The organism is Wolbachia endosymbiont (group A) of Campoletis raptor (genome assembly GCF_964026755.1).
In the GTDB taxonomy this organism is placed as follows: Bacteria; Pseudomonadota; Alphaproteobacteria; order Rickettsiales; family Anaplasmataceae; genus Wolbachia; species Wolbachia pipientis.
Genome location: NZ_OZ034695.1, coordinates 234959 through 256055, shown reverse-complemented (window position 1 = coordinate 256055; position 21097 = coordinate 234959). Strand labels below are relative to the sequence as shown.

Below are 21097 nucleotides of genomic sequence, written 5' to 3'. Positions count from 1 at the left end.
ATATAGTGAATCTTTATGAATTTACTTTTATAACACAACAAGGATTATTACAGCAAGAAGTAGAGGAGATGGTCCAAGAGCTAGCTGTTTCATTGAAAAATATTAAAGCAGATGTTATGTTCCAGCAAATCAGGGATATTCTGAAAAAAGGAAATGACAAGCTTACAACACAAGAGTTAGAAGTGCGTGCTGAAAACATTAAAGAAGGTCTAGTTGCTTACTCTGATTTCTTGGAAGATCTTACAAAAATTTTATGGGTTGAATTGGAAGAAGATCTTTCAAATTTGAAAGAAGTGAAGTCAAAAATCGATAAAGAGTTGAAAGATGACCTAAAAGATTTAGGAATAACGCAAGATTTTACAAAATTTCTAGGAGGCAGTACTAAAAGTGCGTTTATCCATAACGCAGTAAATGCTTTGAAGAGAAATATTTCAGAACATCTAATAAAGATTTTTCAAGATATTTTGAAAGATTTTAGAATAAACGGTCCAACTCAATCGAGCAAAGCGTTGGAAATGCTTTTGAAAAACATTGAAGCATCAGGATTAATCAAGTATGAACATTGGGGTCTTTTGGATTTTGCATATCACAAAAATAAAATGAAGAGCGGTCATTATTGTATAATGTGCATAAGTTCTACTGCAAGCATTCTGGATGAATTTATGCGTAGAATGAAACTTAATGAGAACGTTATTCGCCACTTTCCTGTGCAGGTTGATAAAATTTTTGAAGGTAAATCTCATATGATGAATAAACAAATTGAGGAGCAAAGCGCATAATGATGAAAAGACGAAATAGTTTTAATAATTCATACGTATCTGTAAATAATAGGACTGGCTTTAGGCGTTCTAAAGTTTGCCCTCTTGCTGCGTCTAAAGATGAAGACATAGATTATAAGAATATAGATTTATTATCCAAGTTTACCTCTGACTATGGTAGGATATTACCTAGAAGATTAACAGGCGTATGTGCAAAAAAACAAAGGAAGTTACGCTTAGCGATCATAAGGGCACGTTTTTTAGCTCTTATTCCTTACTGTACTAAAAAAGTTTAGGTAATTTATGTTGATAATTTTAAAGGAAAATATAAGGACTTTAGGTAAGCTTGGTGAAGTTGTCAAAGTTAAACCAGGTTATGCACGTAATTTTCTTTTTCCACAAAGAAAAGCGGTGAAAGCTACCAAGGAAAATTTAACAAAGCTAGAGGAGCAACGTTTATTACTGGAAGAAGAGAATATAAAAAGATTGAATGTAGCAAAAGAGCTTGCATTGTCACTACATGATAAGTTTGTGATATTGATAAAGCAAGCTTCAGAGGATGGTAAAATTTTTGGTTCTGTAACAACACGTGAAATTGCGAAAATTTTACTACAAGAAGGACATGTGATAGATCACCGTAGTTTATCTTTTGGTGGAGTAAGCATCAAAAACTTGGGTGAATACCAAGTAAACGTAGAATTACATAGTGAAGTAGTAGTACCAATTACTATATACGTCGTGAAATCCGAAACAGATGCAAATGAGCTAAGGCAAGTAAAATTGCAAAATCAGAAGTCTGAGCAACAAGAGGCAGAGCAAGATGCGAATAAAGAAGCTACTGATGGTGATGATAGCTGATCAAAGATGATCCCTTGTTATAGTCGTAAAGAAATGTCTGCCATGGCTAAGCTGGTGTCATCCCAGTGCTTCCCTCATGTCATCCCAGTGCGTGACACTGGGATCCAGTTTATTTCATCATGGACATTATTTTATGCTTCTAGAATCCGTTGTCCATTGAATAATTTGCAAATACTTTTATACCTGGATTCCAGTGTCACGCACTGGAATGACACCATTATTGGAATAAATCAAAAATGATTCCCCGCTATAGCAGAAAAGAAATGTCTTCCATTTGGGAGGAAAATAATAAATTTAATATATGGCTTAAAATAGAAAAATTAGCGTGTGAAGCTCAAGCAAAGTTAGGAGTGATTCCGAATAATATTGCTGAGAACCTCTCTGGTGCTATTGAATTTGATGTTGAATGTATCAACGAAATTGAATCCATTGTAAAACATGATGTTATAGCTTTTCTGACATATATTGCTAAAAAAGCGGGAGTTGATGTTCGTTATCTTCATTATGGAATGACAAGTTCTGATGTTTTGGATACATGCCTTGCGGTGCAACTGAAAGAGTCCTGTGATATTTTGCTCGAGAATCTAAAAAATTTACTTGCAGCATTGAAAAAAAAAGCTGAGGACTATAAAGATATTGTTTGTGTTGGACGCAGTCACGGAATGCATGCAGAACCAACAACTCTTGGAATAAAATTTGCCAGATTTTATGCTGAATTTAAACGCAATTATCAGAGATTAATTAGCGCGCAAAAAGAGATCTCAATTTGTAAAATATCAGGTGCAGTAGGCAATTTTGCAAATGTTGATCCGTTTGTTGAAGAATATGTAGCGAAAGAAATAGGACTCATACCTGAAATCATATCGTCTCAAGTCATTCCTCGTGATAGACATGCTATGTTCTTTTCAGTTTTGGGAGTGATTGCAAGCTCAATAGAAAATGTTGCTGTTGAAATTCGTCATTTGCAAAGAACTGAAATCGGCGAAATTTCTGAGCATTTTTCCACTGGGCAGAAGGGAAGCTCTGCTATGCCACACAAATGTAATCCTATTTTAAGTGAAAATCTGACTGGACTCTCACGTTTAATACGCAGTTATGTCTTTCCTGCGTTAGAAAATGTTGCATTGTGGCACGAACGTGATATATCACACTCGTCTGTGGAAAGATGCATTGCTCCTGATGCTTGTATAACAATGGATTTTGCTTTAGTGCGATTAACAGATTTGATAGATAAATTGGTGATCAATAAGGAAAACATTGAAAAGAACTTAAATTCTTCAAAAGGTTTAGTTTTCTCACAGCGTGTATTGCTTGAGTTAGTAAATAGTGGTTTGGCGAGGGAAGAGGCGTATAAAATTGTTCAGAGCAATGCAATGAAAGTGAAACAAAACAACAGTGATTTTCTGGCCGAATTGAAACAAGATAAACCCTTACTTAAGGTTATTAACTCGGAAAAACTTGAATCTTTGTTTGATTTGAAGTATTATACGAAACATATAGATCGTGTATATAATAAGGTTTTTAATTAGGCTGAGTAGCTCAGTTGGTAGAGCAGGAGGATCATAATCTCTTGGTCGGGGGTTCAAGTCCCTCCTCAGCCACTCGAACTAAACTATGTTTAGCAAAGCAGTGCTATTGGTGAAACCCAGTGTCAGTTACTTGGAATGAGTTGTATATCCACTCAGGTGAGGAGACAATGGATAAGAGATTGTGAAAAGGGTTTAGCTTTTGGCCTATGATCTCTTTAAATGACAGAATTTCACTACAAAACTTAACTTTCTTCTATGCAGTTAGCTAAGTCAAGAAAGGTGAATCTATCTCTTGTTGTAAACGCAAGATCGACCACTTTACAATATTGTTCTTTATTCCAACTGAGGTGCTCTGGTAAGTGTGGAATTGATAGATCTTCAAATATTTTTTGCAGGTGTTTTGCAGGTAGTAAATTTTGCTTAATTAAACCGGAAATATTATGCCATTCTTTACAAATAATCTCTTGGATTTTTTGCTGCATAATTTGCTTCTGTTCAAAAGTTCTTACAAATTCGATATTATCAAAGCACTGAGTTATATGTTTTACATCTAAAGTGGTCGGTTTGATAATCGGGTTTTGTATTGATAATATCTTTTCCTGCAAATTAGCCATGGTAATCGTCGTAACAGCAATTTTTTCGCCATGTAGTAAGGAATGATCTCTTGTTACCATTTCCATTGCGTGAGCTATCATATGCTCTCCTTGGCTTGCAGAATAGCTGCCTTTTGATATTACCATTCCAAGTCCTGAAATTAGTAGAACTTCCATAAGTAATAGGACCACTTTTCTACTTCTTTTAGTAAGCGCCGTATACTCTCTTAGCAAAATTTGCTCCAAATCGCGAACAAGTGTAAAAGGTAATTCATTGTATTCTGTGCCAAGCAACAAATGAGATAGTAGCCAGTCAGCCTGAACTGTTGAACGACAAATGAAATCTGCAAATCCGCTTAATGTGAGACGCAGTGGTGCATTGGCAAGTATGTCTATATCTATATATACTGCTCTTGGAAGATGTGCTTTGAACGATTTTTTATATCCATTTACTAATATTGAAGCATTTGCAGAGGTATATCCATTCATAGAAGCGGCTGTTGGGAACGATATATAATCTTTTTTCTCGAGGTAGCTTGCATATTTGCAGATATCGTTAACAGTGCCGCTACCAAATGCAACTATTAAGTCACTGTCTTTTGCTTTGTTTCTAACTAGATTTACGGTTTCAAGAGAGGCAGCTCTGCTTGGTGTCATGCAAGTAGCTGACACTGGGATCCAGGAAAACAACTTATGGATTCCAGTGTCACGCGCTGGAATGACAGGTGGAGCTGGAATAATTAAGTTAGGAATTTTATTAAGTACGTTTTTGTTTAAAAGTTTTGCTGTATTTTTATCTGCAACTAGAAAGACGTCATTTCCGTGTCGTGTGCATATTTCATAGATATCATCAGCAAGGTAGTAATCTGTTATTACTTCCCTTAGAAAAGTTTGTTCGGTTTGATGTAATATTTGTTTTAAATAGTGCATAGAGTGTTTACAATATAGCAGTATAAGTATTTTAAGATTGACATGAAAATTGACCCTGTAGAGCTAACTAGGAAATTGATCTCTTTTGAGAGTATAACACCAGAAGACAGCGGGGCAATAGAGTATATAGCAACAATCTTCAAGAAGAGCGGCTTTGATTGTGAGATTTTAGAATTTGGTGATAAAGTTAAAAATCTTTATGCGAAATATATAAATGGAGTACCAAATTTGTGCTTTGCTGGGCACGTTGATGTTGTACCACCGGGTCAGTTAAAAGATTGGGCATTTGGTCCATTTAATCCAGAAGTGAGGGATGGAATGCTATATGGAAGAGGGGCCGCTGATATGAAAAGCGGAGTAGCTGCATTTATTGCTGCTATGGTAAATTTGATTGCAGAGAAGTTTCAATTTAATGGTTCGATAAGTGCATTGATTACCAGTGCTGAAGAAAGCATGGAAGAATATGGAACAAAGGCAGTTTTGGAATGGATGAAAAATAAGCAGAAAAAGATAGATTTTTGTGTGGTTGGCGAACCAACCAGTAGTAAGAAATTAGGTGATACCATAAAAATAGGCAGAAGAGGTTCTGTAACATTTGAATTAATTTGCCATGGAAAACAAGGGCACGTTGCCTACCCAGACCTAGCAGACAATCCAATATATAAGGTAATATCGATATTGAGTAAGGTAAAAAATACTACTTTTGATCATGGTAATAAATATTTTCAGCCTTCACATTGCGAAGTTACTACTATCGATGTTGGAAATAATACTAGCAATCTAATACCTGGCTCAGCAACTACACGTTTTAACATTCGATATAACAATGAACAAACACCGGGTGGCTTATATAAGCTGATTGATGAAATATGCTCTAGTGTAACTAACGATTATAAGCTTTTTATGCATAGCAGCAGGGACGTTTTCCTCTCTACTCCCGATAGGAATACTGATATTATGCTTGATGCAATAAATGAAGTTACCAGTATTGATGCTGCGTTGAGCACAAGTGGTGGCACATCTGACGCTGCGTTTATCAAAGATGTTTGTCCAGTGATTGAATTTGGTATAATCAACAAAACTGCACATCAGATAAACGAATGCGTATCAGTGAACGATATACACAAGTTAACAGCTATATATAAGGAATTTATAGAAAATTATTTCAATCCCACTAATAAAATATTGAATCAGGTCAACGTGGTTAGTAATATATCTAGTGGTCCATTGTTAGCTTAGATGTAATCAGATCTCTTGCATAACTGTTGTTTGAATAATAACTTGTATCATTCCAGCAAAATGTGTCAAGTAAGTTTTTTCGTTTCTATAGCTACTTGGATGACAAAAGAAGAAATACTAGACTTTATACCTTTTGCACTCAAATTCACATAAATCATGAATTATGCACGTTTCACACGAAGGTTTCTGTGCTTTGCAAACATATCTACCATGCAAAACTAGCCAATGATGAGCATAAAGCAGGTATTTTTTGGGAACCACATTTAAAAGAGATTGCTCTGTTTTAAACACATCTTTTTCTTTCACAAGCCCAATTCTATTGCTCACTCTAAAAACGTGAGTATCAACTGCCAATGTTGGAATGCCCAGCCCCGAATTTAAGAACACATTAGCGCTCTTTCTCCCCACTCCAGGCAAAGACACCAAATCATCAAAATTAGTAGGTACTTTGCTGTTGTATCGTTCTACCAATATTTTACTAAGCCCGATTATATTTTTTGCTTTGGAATTATATAAACCAATACTGCTTATGCATTTTTTCAGCTCACTCTGCCCAAAGCTCAGCATTTTTTCTGGCGTATCAGCGATATTAAATAGTTCTCTTGTAATTTTATTAACGCTTACATCAGTTGTCCGCGCTGATAAAACTATCGCAACCAGTAACGTAAAATGATTGGTATAATTTAGCTCTATTTTTGGCGCAGGATTTGATTGTTGAAACTTTTCAAATATTAGTTCTACTTTTTTTGAGTCCATTTCATTTACCACACCTCTTTTAAATATTTAAACAAAGAACCCCTCTTTCCCATCATACAAATACAATTTGTCCATTCTCACCACGTCAAAATTGTGTTCTTCAAGTTTGATTAGCAAGTTATTCACATCACTATTTGTAATAGCTTGCTTTTCATTATTTGCGATAAACCTACAGGTTATTTGATCACTTGAAGGTTTTGAGTTTCCTGGCCAAATCGCAAGACCTTTTGAGTATATTGCTATCATTTGCAGATTACTCGATTCAAATAACCTAACTATTTGGTCAAAGTTGCTGGATTTGTCCCAAGCAAGCGCTATATCACTACCTACTAGCTTTTTGGTTTTATAGTCCTGTTCATAGCTATTTTGTATTTCACTTATTTTGCTATTTGTACTGCTACCGACTGTAAGCTCAGATAATGTTTTCGGTTTTTTTCCTAGATTATCTATAACGGCTTCTGCAAATTCTTTGGTACCAATTTTCTGTTTACTCTTTTTCTCTTTATATAAATCGGCGGTATGTATTCCATCCTCCAAAGTCTTGAGCCATGCATCGTAAATTAGTTTTGCAGTACTCACTTGACTGATGTAGACCAACATATGCACTGCAGCATTCAAAAGTCCAGAAGGATTAGCTATGTTTTTTCCTGCAATATCAGGAGCAGAACCGTGCACTGCTTCAAACATTGCATATTCATTACCTATATTGCTACTTCCAGCGAGTCCAACAGATCCAGAGGTTTGCGCCACAATGTCCGATAATATATCGCCATATAAGTTCTCGGTTACTATAACATCGAAATTCTCCGGTTCTGTGGCAACACGTGCCATCCCAATATCGACTATATAATGTTCTGCCTTTATGTCCGGGTATTCCTTTGCAATACGATCAAACGCCGCATGGAAAGTTCCGTCAGTCATTTTCATTATGTTATCTTTAGTAAGACAAGTTACCTTCTTTCTACTATGTTTTTTTGCATATTCAAAAGCGTACCTGCATATTTTTTCTGAGCCGGATCTAGTAATAATTTTAGTGCATTGGTAAGAGTCACCAGTGAGCCTGTGCTCTATTCCGGTGTAAACGTCCTCTTCATTTTCACGTATTACTACGATATCAAACTTATCGAATTTATTTTCTATAACAGGATGATATGAAATGCATGGTCTGATATTTGCATACAACCCTAGATTTTTTCTGAGTGCAACGTTTAAGCTTTTGTGGCCTTTACCTTGAGGAGTTGTTGTCGGAGATTTTAATAATATTTTTGTCCTTTCAATTGATTCCCAACCACTTGGAGAAATTCCGTGAGACCATTCTTTACTATAAACACGCTCCCCTATTTCAATAATATCTATTGAGATTTTCGCTTCTGCTTCGCGCAATATCGACAGCACCGCTTCCATGATTTCTGGTCCGATACCGTCGCCATATGCAACTGTGATTGGTGTTGACATAACTTCCCTAGTTATAAATGATTTAATATTAATTTAAATAATAGAGTGGCACAAGTAGCTAATATTACCCAAGTTAGTATATTTACGGTTATTTAATAACGTATTTTTATATTATATGATGATATTATGAAATATAGGTGGGGTTATGAATACTGAAATAAATGTTAAAGTAAATTATGTAGGATTTACAAGGCGTATTGTAGCAGAAATACTTGACCTCATCATATTTTCCCCTCATTTTATCTTCGGTTTTATCTATGGTGTATTCATCGTATCATTACAAGATCAAGATAAAGACTCTTTTCAGGAACTTGCACAACTAGCAACAGAAATACCATTTATAGTTTCTACAGTGGTCGCAACATTAGTACTAACAATATCCAAAATATTAATGGTAACAAAACTTGGTGGTACCCCAGGAAAACTATTGTGTGGTATGCATATTAAAGATGCTAATACATTTACAAATGTTACCCTTATGCAAGCAACAATAAGATGTATTTCTAAGATGTATGGTCCCAGAGTGTGATGGTGTGGATTTAGTATAAATAATTCTGGAGACTGTGTCCACTGATAACATATAAATTCATAAGGAGTAAGATGTATGGTCCCAGAGAGTGATGGTATACTATCATCATCATTTAAGGAGTCATTATGGGACAGATATTACATGGGTGCGCCAAAACAACACAGACGATTCGTAGAGCAATACAAAATAGAAAAGAGAGCATAGCAAAACTCTCCAAGCATTATAACCTTAATCCAAAAACTATTATTAAGTGGAGAAAACGTTCATTTACGAAAGATGCTGATATGGGTCCAAAGCATCCAAGATCAACTGTTTTAACGCTAGAAGAGGAAGCTATAATAGTTACATTTCGCAAGTATACACTACTGCCACTAGATGATTGCCTTTACGCTCTGCAGTCTACAATTCCGCATTTGACTCGCTCTAGCTTGCATCGTTGTTTACAAAGACACAACATTAGCAGATTACCAACTGTTGATGGAGAAGTTAAGTCAAAAAAGAAATTCAAACAATATCCTATCGGTTACTTTCATATTGATATTGCTGAAGTTAGAACTGATACCAATTCCCATTACAGGGCAAACAGATGGACAATGATGGAAGAAAAGCCATACTGAAGTAAGTAAAATAGCGAGGTTTAAATGGCATTAAGATCAAAATTATTGGATGAAAAAGTAGTAGAATCAGCAAAAGAAATGCTGAAGAAAGTAAGGAATAATGCATATGTTTCAAAAAAACTAAATGCTGTAATTGCAGCAAAAAAGTACAGTATAACGGCTGTAGCAAAAATATATTGCATTTCAAGAAGCGCACTAACTTCGTGGGTAAAACTCTTGAAAATTGGCAGAGAAGAAAAACTGTTTGCTCCTTCACAACGTCGTAGAAAAACTAAATTAAATCAGGCTCAACTACAGCAAATTGAAGAGTGGATAGAAGAAAATCCTAATATCACCATTAAAGAAATGAGAATAAGAATCCAGGAAAAGTTCGGATTAAATATCAGCAAATCTACAGTACACCGCCATATGCAAAAGATGAAATTCTCATATATTACACCAAGACCAGTTCATAATGGACAAGATAAAAGCAAACAAGAGGAATTCAAAAAAAAATCTCAATGGAGCTATTAGCAAGTATCCAGAAAAAGAGCTATTTTTCTTTGATGAATCACGGTTTGGCACACATTCAAAAGTTGGACATGGGTGGTTTAAAAAGGGGATTAGAACACAGGTTAAAACAAAATTAGGTAGGCAAAATTTCTATCTCTATAGTGCAGTTAATCCTAGAAATGGAGAGAGTTCTAGCTTATTTGCACCAAATGTCAACACTGATTGCATGAACATATTTCTTGAGCAAATTTCGCAATATCTAGAAACACGAGAGGCTTTTCTCGTTATGGACTGTGCTAGTTGGCATAGGTCAAAAAATTTAAAGGTACCTAAAAATATCGACATTATATACCTACCTCCATACTCACCTGAGCTAAATCCTGTTGAGAGGCTTTGGTTATATATAAAACAGAACATTTTGCGCAATAAAATATACGATACAATTGCTCTACTTGAGGGTGCTTTGTGCAAATTTATTACTTCTCTTGCCAGCTCCACAATTAAACAACTCTGCAATGTTTCCTATTTGACTGGACAACAATGAGAATTGGTATCAGTTCTAACTTCAGCAATATCAATATGAAAGTAACCGATAGGATATTGTTTGAATTTCTTTTTTGACTTAACTTCTCCATCAACAGTTGGTAATCTGCTAATGTTGTGTCTTTGTAAACAACGATGCAAGCTAGAGCGAGTCAAATGCGGAATTGTAGACTGCAGAGCGTAAAGGCAATCATCTAGTGGCAGTAGTGTATACTTGCGAAATGTAACTATTATAGCTTCCTCTTCTAGCGTTAAAACAGTTGATCTTGGATGCTTTGGACCCATATCAGCATCTTTCGTAAATGAACGTTTTCTCCACTTAATAATAGTTTTTGGATTAAGGTTATAATGCTTGGAGAGTTTTGCTATGCTCTCTTTTCTATTTTGTATTGCTCTACGAATCGTCTGTGTTGTTTTGGCGCACCCATGTAATATCTGTCCCATAATGACTCCTTAAATGATGATGATAGTATACCATCACTCTCTGGGACCATACATCTAAGGGAAGCATCTGGATTATTTTTCGCTTTTTGCTTCATCTGCATTATCATGGTTATACTTTTCTATATCTTTTAATTGTGCTAATTTTATTTTTGTTTGCAGTATTTGATCAACGCAAACAGACTTTTTACGATAAAATTGCAAAAACAGTAGTGATAGACTATAAATCTAGTTGATATTTTTCTTTATAGGTAGTACATGGATAAAAAAGTAAACTACTCAACGATGACAAGACGTACTCTAGCATTTATAGTTGATTGTATTTTATTTATCGCAATACCATTTGGTTTAATGGCGGTGGGTTTCTCACTTACACACGCAATAAAAGGGATCATGGGTGCAATAATTGTAATCACCACGATTGTATTTTCTTTATTTTTAATGATACCATGTATATTTCATATATTCATGCTAGTAAAATTTGGCGGCACTCCAGGACACTTGTTATTTAGCATGCGCGTAAAAGACAAAGATACATTTGAGTCAATCACTACAATGCAAGCAATGAAAAGGACTATAGCTCTTTTTATAATTTATTGCATATCACTTTGTAATCCCATTTTATTCTTAGCTATACTAATCTTAGTTTTAGTATGTGCAGTAGGTGATGAACATAAACAAGCTTTTCACGACAAAATTGCAAACACGGTAGTGATAGATTATAAACCTAGTTGATATTTTCCTTTAGCTGTCTGCCACCAAGGGTGTCATTCCAGTGTCACGCGCTAACTTAAGGTAAATTGCCAACTTAACTATAAATATATTTTGGTAAATCCAAATTATTTTAGCTATAAGAGCGTTTTACTTTTTGCTCAGCATATCCATCATAACTGGCTTACTTTTAGTGATTCATGGAGTTAAAAAAGTCAGCATTGCTCTTTGTTAAAAGTAGTTTGTCACGTAAAAATTCCATTGCTTCAACGGGTCCCATAGGATTGAGTATCCTACGCACCACCCATATTTTATTTAGTATAGCCTTATCAACTAATAGCTCTTCCTTCCTTGTTCCGGATTTTGTAATATCAATAGCTGGAAATATACGTTTATCAGAAAGTTTTCTATCAAGTATGATCTCAGCATTTCCTGTACCTTTAAACTCTTCAAAAATAACTTCATCCATTTTTGAACCAGTCTCTATAAGAGCTGTGGCGATTATAGTTAAAGAACCCCCATTCTCAATATTACGAGCTGCTCCAAAAAAGCGTTTTGGTCTCTGCAGTGCGTTTGAATCTACACCACCAGTTAGAACTTTCCCAGACGAAGGAATAACCGCATTATAAGCACGTGCAAGTCTAGTAATATTGTCAAGTAGAATTACCACATCTTTTTTATGCTCAACCATTCTTTTAGCTTTTTCTATTACTATTTCAGCAAGCTGTACGTGACGGTAAGCAGGCTCATCGAACGTAGAACTTACTACCTCACCTTTTACAGAACGTATCATATCTGTTACTTCTTCAGGTCTTTCATCTATAAGTAACACTATTAATTCTACTTCAGGGTGATTTATAGCTATAGAGTTAGCCATTTGCTGAAGCAATACAGTTTTTCCTGTGCGAGGTGGAGCAACTACTAACGCTCTTTGCCCTTTTCCAAGAGGAGCTACTATATCTATAGCACGCATGCTTAAGCCTTTTTTATCATCACCATTATTACACTCAAGTACTATGCTTTCCTCAGGATAAAGAGGAAGCAAATTATCAAAATGGACGTAGTTTCTTAATTCACTTACTTCAGTAGAGTTTATACTTTGAACCTTAGTTAAAGTAAAATATCTCTCTTTATCACCAGGTGGCCTTATTTCTCCATATGCCATATCTCCTGTACGTAAATTAAACTTCTTTATTTGCCCGTTAGAAATATAAACATCATCGGTACTTGGGGCATAATTTGCACTTGCTGAACGTAAGAAACCAAAACCATCAGGCAATATTTCCACTATTCCACTCCCTGTGGTTATGCCTCCTTCTTCACTCATTTTTTTCATTAAGCTGAATATTATTTCCTGCTTTAGCATTCTACCATTGCTTTTACCGTTAGTTGAAATTTTTCTTTCTTCAGCTAACTCTAACAATTCTTCTGCTGTTTTCTCTTTTAATTCGCTCAGATCTAATGTTTTTCTGTTTTTCTCATTACCTTCATTAACCATCTGTTTTACTGTATCGTTATTGTAAATTTGCTCACTTTTTTCAGGTTGAGCTGTAACCTTTCCTTTTGCCAAAACATCTTCATTGATTGTTGTCATAATCCTCCAAAAATTTTAATTGATGCTTACTAACCTAAAATGTGACTATAAGATAATAAATTAGGCTGAGCTAGTTTCAGTGCGTATCAAGCTTAATTATCATTAAACCCCGTACTTTACTTACATTATACTAATAAACACTAGCAAGTCAAGTTAATTTAATGTTAACAAAACACAAAAATTTGAGGATTTTCAATAGCTATTCTTTATATTTTTTTAACCTTTCTTGCTTCTCCTCTTCTACTTTTGCTTTTTCCACTTCTGCTTCTAAATTTTCTTGACTACATAAGCCGAGTAGTACAGGATCTTGGGGTTTTATATTTTGCATGTTATGATGAGATCCATCTCTTACCTGCTCAACTGTGTAATTTGTTGTACTAATTAATTTAGCTATAACGTTATCGTCCAAGATAGGAAATTTTTTTACTAAATAATAAATCGCATCAGGTTTATCTCTACGTCTTGCCGTAGAGGCAAAGCCAAGAATGCTACCAATCGCTTTACTCCTTTTTTTTATATTTTTTATAATCAAATTTGGTACACGATTTGGATTTTTTTTGCAATCATCGATTTCTTTTTCAGTAATTATTCCAGAAATAATAGGGTTATATTTTTCTACTTCTATTTCCTCATCAGCTATGTCTTGTACTTCTTCAAGGGCCAATCTGCAACATTGTGCTATTTGATTAAAAGTTAAACCAGTGTTGTCTACTAACCAAGCAGCTATTTGCACTAGAAACTGTTTATTTCTATCGTTATTGCCCTTAGAAGATTCCATTGACATCAAAAAAGCATCTCCCATTTAAAGTATCCCTTACTGTTATACAGAGCTAAAGTATAAACTATTAAAACTAAAAAAGCATTAATTTTGTCATTCAATAACTTTTTGTTTGTCACTTCCCACCTCTTAAGTTAATTAAATGCGCTTACCTTTAAGCATATTTCAAACAAAATATTTCCCCTTCCTAAGGTATAGTATAACTCAGTTAAACATATGTTCCTATTTAAGATTAGAGAGTTAAATTTTAAGTTAATATATTGTAATATTATATATATTAGCTAATAAAGCAACAGGTTTACAAGCATTAAATTATCACTATTCTATAATTAATCATTAATTAACTGGGTTTAAAATGAATGTTAAAAATTTTTTCACTAAAGTAACCGTTGTCCTTTTAGCTTGCTTGTTAATCTTCATGGGAATTGGCAACCTTTTATCAGGTGATGATGAAAAAGAAGAGGTAGCTAGGGTTGGAAAAGAAGTTATAACGTCAGATGAGTATAAATCACTATATCAAAATTATGAAAAGCAAATTTCTGGATCTGATGCGAGTAGAGAACAAGTAAAAAAGCTGAAATATGATTTGCTTAACGCACTTATAGAGCAAAAACTATTGTTTAACCTAACTAGTGAGCTGGGGTTGACAGTTGGAGAAGAATCTATAAAAAACCATATTAAAAACACCAAATACTTTCAAAATGATAAAGGTGAATTTGACAAAAATAAATTCTATGAAACGCTAAATGACCTGCATATGACAGAGAAAGAGTATATAGCAAAGCTAGAGAAAGTCCTGCCTGCAATGATGTTCATGACTTCATTATTTAAAGATAATTATCCAGTAACTTTTGGCGAGAAAATTGATGAGCAGATATACAAAAGTCGCTACCAAACTAGAGTAGTTGATATTGTTAAAATAACTGAAGATGCAGTTACAAACATTCCTGAACCAGATGATCAAGCCTTACTTGATTTGTACGAAAGAAATAAATCCCATTTTTATTATCCTGAGTATCGAACTGCGCAATATATTTCCCTAGGCCAAAAGTATTTTGAAGATCAAATCAAGATCTCAGATGAAGAAGTTGATGGTATAATAGAACAACAAGAACTTAAAAATCAAAGAGATATATTCAATGCAATATTTTCTACCAAAGAAGAAGCTGAGACAGCAAGAAGAGCATTTGAGGAGGGTAAAACAAGCTTTGAACAGATAGTAGAAGAGTTTGGCAAAGCAAAACTTGAGGAAACTAGAGTAAATAATATAACTAAGGATTTTTTACCAGAAGACGTGAGAGAGAAGGTATTTGCTCTTAAAGTAGGTGAAGTAAGTGAAGTTTTAGCAAGCAGTTTTGGTTGGCACATAGTAAAAGTGGAAAGTGCGCATCAAATCTCTGATGAAGACTTAGTTGATTTAAAAAAAGACATAAAGTCAGTTCTAACTAACCAAAAGTCTTTTGAAAGAGTCAATGATTTCATAAACCAAGTGAACTATAAGATATACAATGGTTCAGAAATTGAAGAAATATTGAGTGAATATAATTTACCTATACAAACTATTGGTCCAGTAGATGCGAGTGGAAAAGATCAAAGCGGTAATAACGTAGGAGATTCTGGTGATTTGATTTCTTTCATTTTTTCGCGAGAAAAGGATCAGAAAGGTTATTTTAAGGGCGTTGGGGACGCTGTTGTTAGTGTAAAAATCGTCGATATCGTTCCACCCAAATTGCAAAGTTTTGAAGAAGGCAAGGCATTAGCGGTAGAGCTTTGGCGTAGTGAGTTTATAAAAGAAAGAATGTTTAAATTCGGGCAAGAGGTTGCAGTTCAACTAAGAGAAAAAACAGATTTGGAAGAAATTCAAGGTGTGGAATTAGTTAAAGGTCAGCAGATGCACCGCAATAAAGTGGATCAACAAAACTACCCCTTTTCTTTTGTAGAAGAGATTTTCAATATGAAAACAACTGGTTCAGTGACAGATCCTATTCAATACAATAATGAAATTATAATAGGTGTTCTAAAAGAAATGCATTCATCAAATGGCAAATTAAACATGCTTGACACCGGAAAACGTGTGATGATATCGCTAAAAGAGCAATTAATTAGCTATCTGGAATCAAAGTATAAAGTCGAAGTTAATCACGCTATACTTGATGATATATAATCAAAAATCTTATAAGTTGCTTCAAACGCATCCAGTGCCCAGACACACAACTGTACGAACATTGCGATTTGAGAGCAATTTTCACTAGAAAGGATGTCATCCCAGTGCCCAGACACTGGGATCCAGGAATTTTATTAAGTTGGTAAGCATAAAAGTAGCCGTTTTATGTTAAAATACAACGTTTTAATGATTAAAAAAAGGCTGGATTCCAGTGTCAAGCACTGGAATGACACCATTTGCTGTGCAATTTACCTTCACAAATGAATGTTCGTATAGCTGTACACCCGGCACTGCCCTACATTATTGGTAATTATATTATAAGGTGCAAAAGTTGTATAATTCATTTGACTTAAAACGGCTCATTGTATAAAATTGTGGCTAATATATGAATAAAGGTTAACATGGCAGTTAAAATAAGGTTGGCGAGGTTTGGCGCAAAGAAACGCCCTTTTTATAGGATAGTTGTAGCTGATTCACGAGCACCAAGAGATGGGCGTTTTATTGAGAAAATAGGACAATATGATCCAATGTTACCAAAAGACAATAAAAATCGTGTTGTGGTGAAAGCTGATAGATTAAAACATTGGCTAAGTGTAGGCGCGCAGGCAACTGAAAGAGTACTGTGGTTTATCAAAAAAGGCATAGTAACTTTAGAAACAGAACCAAAGAAAACAGAAAAGAAGAAAGTAGAGAACGAGAAAGCACAAGGGCAAGAGGCATAAGTCTCTTAAAATGCTAAATACTGATTTAACAAACAGCGATAAATTAGACGATATTGTATCTTCTGATTTGTCAGCTATGAATGACTTTGTCTTCAAAAATGTCAATGATGAAGATGCTAAGCTTGCTACTGATATTATATCTCATCTTGTTAGGTCAGGTGGAAAAAAAATAAGGCCTAAACTAGTTTTTATTATATGTAAAATGCTAAACTATTCTGGGGAGAATAGGATCAACGTTGCTGCATCGGTAGAGTTTATACACAATGCTACTTTACTTCATGATGATGTGCTCGATGAAAGTGAGGCACGCCATGGAGTTAAAACAGCGAATAAGATTTGGGGAAATAAATCAAGCATTTTAGTTGGTGATCTATTGTTGACTCTAGCATTTAGATGGCTTATAGAGTGTGGAAATTTAAATATTCTCTCTATTTTATCTAAAGCATCGCATTTACTTGTGAAGGGTGAAATAAAGCAGATGACAGCACGCTTTGACCCCCACACAGTCAGGGAAAATTATTTTGATATCATTGGAGAAAAGACAGCATCTTTATTTTCTGCATGCTGTGAAGCTGCATCAACAGTATCTGGTGCAACAAATGACGAAACAGAGAGGCTAAAGAATTTTGGTTTTAATTTTGGTATGGCATTTCAAATAGTTGATGATATGCTCGATTATACTGCTAATCAAGGCACTTCTGGAAAACAAGTCGGAAAAGACTTTTTCGAAGGTAAAGTCACCTTACCTGCTATTATAGCATACGAAAAGGGCAGTCCAGCAGAGCAAACATTCTGGGAAAAATGCTTTTCTTCAGCTAGACACAATTTTGACCAAGCATTACACTATATTAATCACCATAATGCCATTCAGCTTTCTATGGAAAAAGCTAGACACTACATTAATATGGCACAAAATGATATTAGTACTTTTTCTGATTCTTTTTATAAAACTACTTTAATTAACTTTTTAAATGCGAGCATAGAAAGACGAATGTAGCTGGCGCTTGATATTTTCAGATTAATTGTTATATATTTATTAGATTCTTAAGGGTAATGATATGTCAGATAGCAGTAAGGAGAAAAAGAAGAAGTTTGCTGATATGGTAAGTAGGCAGAAAGGTGACGACCAACAAAGTGATAACCATAAGCAAACTGATGATTTAAATGAAGATCTCAATACATTAAAAGAACGTGCAGTTCAGCTTGAAGATCATTTACGCCGTGCTGTTGCAGATAATGAAAACGTCAAACGTATAATGCAAAAGCAAATTAGCGATGCAAGTGACTACGCAGTCACAAAACTTGCACGTGATATGATCGACTCGTGCGACAATTTAAAAAGAGTAATGGAAATTTTGAAAGACGGTGATCCTGTTCATGAGGGGATTAAAGTAGCTTATCAAAAAATTATAAATGATCTAAAAAAACATGGAATAGAGGAAGTAGATCCACTTGGTGAGCTTTTTGATAGTAATTTACACCAAGCTGTTGTGGAAAGAGAAGACAATGAAAAAAAGCCTGGCACCATTGTAGAAGTACTACAAACTGGTTATACTATCAAAAATAGGTTGCTCCGTCCTGCAATGGTTATTCTTTCTAAGAAATCTGCTGATTGTGGAAGCGATTAGCATGAGGTAAATGTATAATGACAAGTATTGTCTTTTCAGGTATCCAGCCAAGTGGCGTACTACATTTAGGTAATTATCTTGGTGCAATCACACAGTGGATAGACTTACAGGATAAATACAAATCTCTTTTTTGTATTGTCGACCTACACGCAATCACAGCAAATAAGCTTCCCGCAAGTGAATTAAAAAGTAATATTTTCAAAACAGCAGCAGCTTATATTGCATGCGGAATAGATCCAGAAAAGTCCATTATTTTTAGTCAGTCCACAGTTAGTGGTCATGCAGAACTGGGCTGGCTGCTTGGATGCTATACACCAATTGGTTGGCTTAATCGCATGACTCAATTTAAAGATAAAGCTGGCAGCGATAAACAAAAAGCCTCTCTTGGATTATATAGTTATCCAGTACTTATGGCTGCAGATATATTGTTGTATCAAACTAAATACGTTCCTGTTGGTGATGATCAAAAACAGCATTTGGAGCTTGCACGTGATATTGCATCAGCTTTTAACAATCATTATAAGCTGGATTATTTCATCGTACCTGAAATCTTAACTTTGGATTGCACATCAAGGATAATGAGCTTAAGGGATGGCACAAGCAAGATGAGTAAATCTGATCCTTCAGAACATTCGTGCATTAACCTTGATGATACGGATGACTTAATTGTCAAAAAAATAGAAAAAGCAAAAACAGATTCAATTCTAGGCTTTGCTACTTTAAAGTGCCGACCAGAAATAAGCAATTTGATAAACATTTATTCAGTGCTTAGTAATGTAAATGCGGAAAAAGTATGTGAAGAAGTGAACAAACATGACATGAAGCACTTCAAAAAAGAGTTAGCTGATTTAATTATCAGTGTTATATCACCCATACGTGAGAAAATGAATGATCTTTTAAAAGACCAATTCCATTTACATGAAATATTAAAAAAAGGCACAAAGAAAGCAGCAGAAATTGCAACCCATAATATAAAAGAAATCAAGGATATTATTGGATTTGCTCAATATCTGTAAGGTTCCAAAGTGTGATGGTGCGAACCGTCATACCGCCGCGGTATCTCAGCCGCTAACACGTAGCGGGATGACGGTTTTTCAAATTGTCGGTAAATCTAAGTCAGTTTAGCTATAGGCAGCAATTTTCTGTATTTATTTTAAGTTGAAGAAAGCTCAAATGAAAAATCGTGTTTTGCTAAAAATCACAGAATGCAGTCTGGTTACAAAATTCTCTAATGGTCTTAAATAAAACTTCCAGTGAATGATTGTCAGACATATTGTGCTCTGCTGATTTTATTAAGTGTACTTCAACATCGGTTGACTTAATTTTTTCAGCTAAATTCAATGAAGTTTGATAAGGAACATCTTTATCATTAATGCTATGCAGCAAGCGCACAGGACAGTTTATCTCTATTGTCTTTTTGTTTAAAAGAAGGTTCTTTCTGCCATCTTCGATCAAATTTTTAGTTATTTTGTATGTACAATGCTCTGAAGTAAAATCTATTACACCTTTAGAATCTAGTTCTTCTTTTTGCTTGCCTGACAATTGCTTGAATATCAAATCTTCAGTAAAATCGGGAGCAGACGATATACCAATTAGTGCTGCAATTTTTTCTGGAAATTGAAGGGCAGTGAGCAACATCAGCCATCCTCCCATACTTGAACCTATAATTATTTGTTTATCGCTAGTTAATTCACTCATTACTTTAGCACAATTTTTTTGCCAATCACTTATCGTGTAATCAATAAAATTACCACTTGAATGACCGTGACCAAAATAATCAAATAGCACAAGTGCTACGTCATTTTCTTGGCAAAATTTGTAAATAGCAGTTGCTTTAGTTCCATCCATATTGGATGCAAATCCACCGAAAAAAACTACAGAAGCTTTCTTTCCTTGTAGCTTTCGATATGCTATGTGACCATTATTTCCATCAAACAATTTACAATAATCCATACTACTTTGGCAAAGCAACCGGGCTATCACTCAATTGATGCAAATAACTAACTAGATCTGCAATTTCTTGTGGATTGGAAATACCTGCAAATGCCATACGTGTACCTTTTATATAGGCTTTTGGGTTCTTTAAAAAGGCAAATAGCTCCTCATACCCCCATTTTCCACCTCTTTCAAGCACTGCTTTTGAGTAATTGAATGAGTTACCAAGATGGGCCTTTTTATTTCCAACTATGTTCCATAAGTTTGGTCCTACTTTATTCATTCCACCTTTCTCAAAACTATGGCAGGCTATACATTTTTTTGCTGCTGATTTACCTTTCTCAAAGCTAGCATTCTGCATGAGCGCTCCAATATCAAGCGCCACTTGCTCGATTTTTTGCTGGAACTCATTGCTGCCAGCAGCTACTATCGTTTGGTGTTCAATCTTATATTCTTCTGGACTGTAAAGCATATCAACTACATTACTAACTATCATAATGATTAGCCCAGAAAGTAAAATCGATGCTGCAATCTTATTAAGCTCCATAGTTAATTTTTATTAAGTAATGTTACTTAAATTATGCGAATATTTTCGCAAATAGCAACCAATTACCTTGAAGCTCGCTAAAGATGAGAGTCTCTATAGCTGACCCAAGAAAGGTTTTCCTACGTCCATACCGCCGCGAACCGTCATACCGCGATTCATTCGCGGTATCTCAGCCGCTAACAAGAGATCCCGCTAACAAGTAGCGGGATGACGAGGTTCACTGCCATTAAGTTAAGGAAAGAATGGTTAAAAACTGAACTAAAAAGTCAGAAATAATT

Annotated in this window: 22 protein-coding genes, 1 tRNA gene and 2 pseudogenes; 16 read left to right on the top strand and 9 right to left on the bottom strand. The window is 34.9% G+C overall.

Features of this window, described 5'->3' with window-relative positions:
• Positions 1–5 precede the first annotated feature (5 nt).
• The 6 genes from AAGD74_RS01305 (at position 6) to AAGD74_RS01280 (ending at position 3217) form a co-directional block, all read left to right on the top strand.
• On the top strand, positions 6–779 hold the full coding sequence (locus AAGD74_RS01305) for a 30S ribosomal protein S6 (protein ID WP_065094495.1): 774 nt from the start codon (positions 6–8) through the stop codon (positions 777–779).
• Positions 779–1054 carry a 30S ribosomal protein S18 gene (gene rpsR / locus AAGD74_RS01300; RefSeq protein WP_007548890.1) on the top strand — a complete coding sequence of 92 codons (276 nt, stop codon included), beginning with the start codon at positions 779–781 and terminating at the stop codon, positions 1052–1054. Before AAGD74_RS01305 ends, rpsR begins: the two co-directional genes overlap by 1 nt.
• Before the next feature lie 7 nt (positions 1055–1061).
• Positions 1062–1616, top strand: a complete 555-nt coding sequence (gene rplI, locus AAGD74_RS01295) for a 50S ribosomal protein L9 (protein ID WP_338482514.1) — start codon at positions 1062–1064, stop codon at positions 1614–1616.
• Between the two features lie 6 nt (positions 1617–1622).
• On the top strand, positions 1623–1856 hold the full coding sequence (locus AAGD74_RS01290) for a hypothetical protein (RefSeq protein ID WP_077188215.1): 234 nt from the start codon (positions 1623–1625) through the stop codon (positions 1854–1856).
• Positions 1853–3145, top strand: a complete 1293-nt coding sequence (purB, locus tag AAGD74_RS01285; protein WP_012673216.1) for an adenylosuccinate lyase — start codon at positions 1853–1855, stop codon at positions 3143–3145. The genes AAGD74_RS01290 and purB overlap by 4 nt, the downstream gene beginning before the upstream one ends.
• Positions 3145–3217 (top strand) — tRNA-Met (locus tag AAGD74_RS01280). Before purB ends, AAGD74_RS01280 begins: the two co-directional genes overlap by 1 nt.
• Before the next feature lie 170 nt (positions 3218–3387).
• On the opposite strand, the gene AAGD74_RS01275 is transcribed toward AAGD74_RS01280, so the two are convergent.
• Positions 3388–4668 (bottom strand): iron-containing alcohol dehydrogenase, encoded by a 1281-nt coding sequence (locus AAGD74_RS01275; protein WP_338976818.1) that lies wholly within the window; start codon positions 4666–4668, stop codon positions 3388–3390.
• Between the two features lie 42 nt (positions 4669–4710).
• On the opposite strand from AAGD74_RS01275, the gene dapE reads away from it, so the two are divergent.
• Positions 4711–5907: a succinyl-diaminopimelate desuccinylase gene (dapE, locus tag AAGD74_RS01270; RefSeq protein ID WP_341810680.1), complete on the top strand. Its 1197-nt coding sequence runs from the start codon at positions 4711–4713 to the stop codon at positions 5905–5907.
• A 117-nt stretch (positions 5908–6024) separates the two neighbouring features.
• Here the strand turns inward: dapE and nth are convergent, their stop codons facing one another.
• Both nth and icd read right to left on the bottom strand, forming a co-directional pair.
• Complete coding sequence (gene nth, locus AAGD74_RS01265; protein ID WP_006279797.1) at positions 6025–6663, bottom strand: endonuclease III; 639 nt, start codon at positions 6661–6663, stop codon at positions 6025–6027.
• A 27-nt stretch (positions 6664–6690) separates the two neighbouring features.
• Complete coding sequence (gene icd / locus AAGD74_RS01260; protein WP_006279798.1) at positions 6691–8118, bottom strand: isocitrate dehydrogenase; 1428 nt, start codon at positions 8116–8118, stop codon at positions 6691–6693.
• A 145-nt stretch (positions 8119–8263) separates the two neighbouring features.
• Here icd and AAGD74_RS01255 point away from each other — a divergent pair, with 145 nt between their 5' ends.
• From AAGD74_RS01255 to AAGD74_RS01245, 3 genes and pseudogenes are all read left to right on the top strand, one after another.
• On the top strand, positions 8264–8647 hold the full coding sequence (locus AAGD74_RS01255; protein ID WP_338482512.1) for an RDD family protein: 384 nt from the start codon (positions 8264–8266) through the stop codon (positions 8645–8647).
• A 125-nt stretch (positions 8648–8772) separates the two neighbouring features.
• Positions 8773–9222 (top strand): annotated as a pseudogene (locus tag AAGD74_RS01250) (IS481 family transposase); the annotation flags it as partial.
• Between the two features lie 66 nt (positions 9223–9288).
• A protein-coding gene (locus AAGD74_RS01245) for an IS630 family transposase (protein ID WP_265029767.1) occupies positions 9289–10300 on the top strand; the annotation gives its coding sequence in 2 pieces (ribosomal slippage) (positions 9289–9750 and positions 9752–10300; 1011 coding nt in all).
• An 8-nt stretch (positions 10301–10308) separates the two neighbouring features.
• Here the strand turns inward: AAGD74_RS01245 and AAGD74_RS01240 are convergent.
• Both AAGD74_RS01240 and AAGD74_RS07230 read right to left on the bottom strand, forming a co-directional pair.
• A pseudogene (locus AAGD74_RS01240) lies at positions 10309–10743 on the bottom strand (IS481 family transposase); the annotation flags it as partial.
• Between the two features lie 72 nt (positions 10744–10815).
• Entirely contained in the window at positions 10816–10944 is a 129-nt protein-coding gene (locus AAGD74_RS07230) for a hypothetical protein (protein WP_256359310.1), read from the bottom strand.
• A gap of 54 nt (positions 10945–10998) precedes the next feature.
• Here AAGD74_RS07230 and AAGD74_RS01230 point away from each other — a divergent pair, with 54 nt between their 5' ends.
• Positions 10999–11475, top strand: a complete 477-nt coding sequence (locus AAGD74_RS01230; protein WP_338482511.1) for an RDD family protein — start codon at positions 10999–11001, stop codon at positions 11473–11475.
• A 166-nt stretch (positions 11476–11641) separates the two neighbouring features.
• Here AAGD74_RS01230 and rho read toward each other — a convergent pair whose 3' ends face one another.
• Both rho and AAGD74_RS01220 read right to left on the bottom strand, forming a co-directional pair.
• The gene (gene rho, locus AAGD74_RS01225; RefSeq protein ID WP_341810679.1) at positions 11642–13045 is read right to left on the bottom strand and encodes a transcription termination factor Rho; all 1404 of its coding nucleotides are present in this window, start codon (positions 13043–13045) and stop codon (positions 11642–11644) included.
• 199 nt (positions 13046–13244) lie between these two features.
• On the bottom strand, positions 13245–13847 hold the full coding sequence (locus AAGD74_RS01220) for a cell cycle transcriptional regulator TrcR (protein ID WP_006279803.1): 603 nt from the start codon (positions 13845–13847) through the stop codon (positions 13245–13247).
• 331 nt (positions 13848–14178) lie between these two features.
• On the opposite strand from AAGD74_RS01220, the gene AAGD74_RS01215 reads away from it, so the two are divergent.
• The 5 genes from AAGD74_RS01215 to trpS all read left to right on the top strand — a co-directional run bounded on the left by AAGD74_RS01215 (position 14179) and on the right by trpS (position 19353).
• A complete protein-coding gene (locus AAGD74_RS01215) occupies positions 14179–15987 on the top strand; it encodes a peptidylprolyl isomerase (RefSeq protein ID WP_236514542.1) in 1809 nt (602 codons plus the stop codon).
• Positions 15988–16388: 401 nt separating this feature from the next.
• Entirely contained in the window at positions 16389–16709 is a 321-nt protein-coding gene (gene rpsP, locus AAGD74_RS01210) for a 30S ribosomal protein S16 (RefSeq protein ID WP_006279266.1), read from the top strand.
• Between the two features lie 10 nt (positions 16710–16719).
• Entirely contained in the window at positions 16720–17706 is a 987-nt protein-coding gene (locus tag AAGD74_RS01205; protein WP_182320705.1) for a polyprenyl synthetase family protein, read from the top strand.
• Positions 17707–17767: 61 nt separating this feature from the next.
• The gene (locus tag AAGD74_RS01200) at positions 17768–18337 is read left to right on the top strand and encodes a nucleotide exchange factor GrpE (RefSeq protein ID WP_012673267.1); all 570 of its coding nucleotides are present in this window, start codon (positions 17768–17770) and stop codon (positions 18335–18337) included.
• Between the two features lie 17 nt (positions 18338–18354).
• Positions 18355–19353, top strand: a complete 999-nt coding sequence (gene trpS / locus AAGD74_RS01195; protein WP_338482509.1) for a tryptophan--tRNA ligase — start codon at positions 18355–18357, stop codon at positions 19351–19353.
• A 175-nt stretch (positions 19354–19528) separates the two neighbouring features.
• Here trpS and AAGD74_RS01190 read toward each other — a convergent pair whose 3' ends face one another.
• Positions 19529–20290, bottom strand: a complete 762-nt coding sequence (locus tag AAGD74_RS01190) for an alpha/beta hydrolase (protein ID WP_236514540.1) — start codon at positions 20288–20290, stop codon at positions 19529–19531.
• 1 nt (position 20291) lies between these two features.
• The gene (locus AAGD74_RS01185) at positions 20292–20819 is read right to left on the bottom strand and encodes a c-type cytochrome (RefSeq protein ID WP_010082469.1); all 528 of its coding nucleotides are present in this window, start codon (positions 20817–20819) and stop codon (positions 20292–20294) included.
• Positions 20820–21097 lie beyond the last annotated feature (278 nt).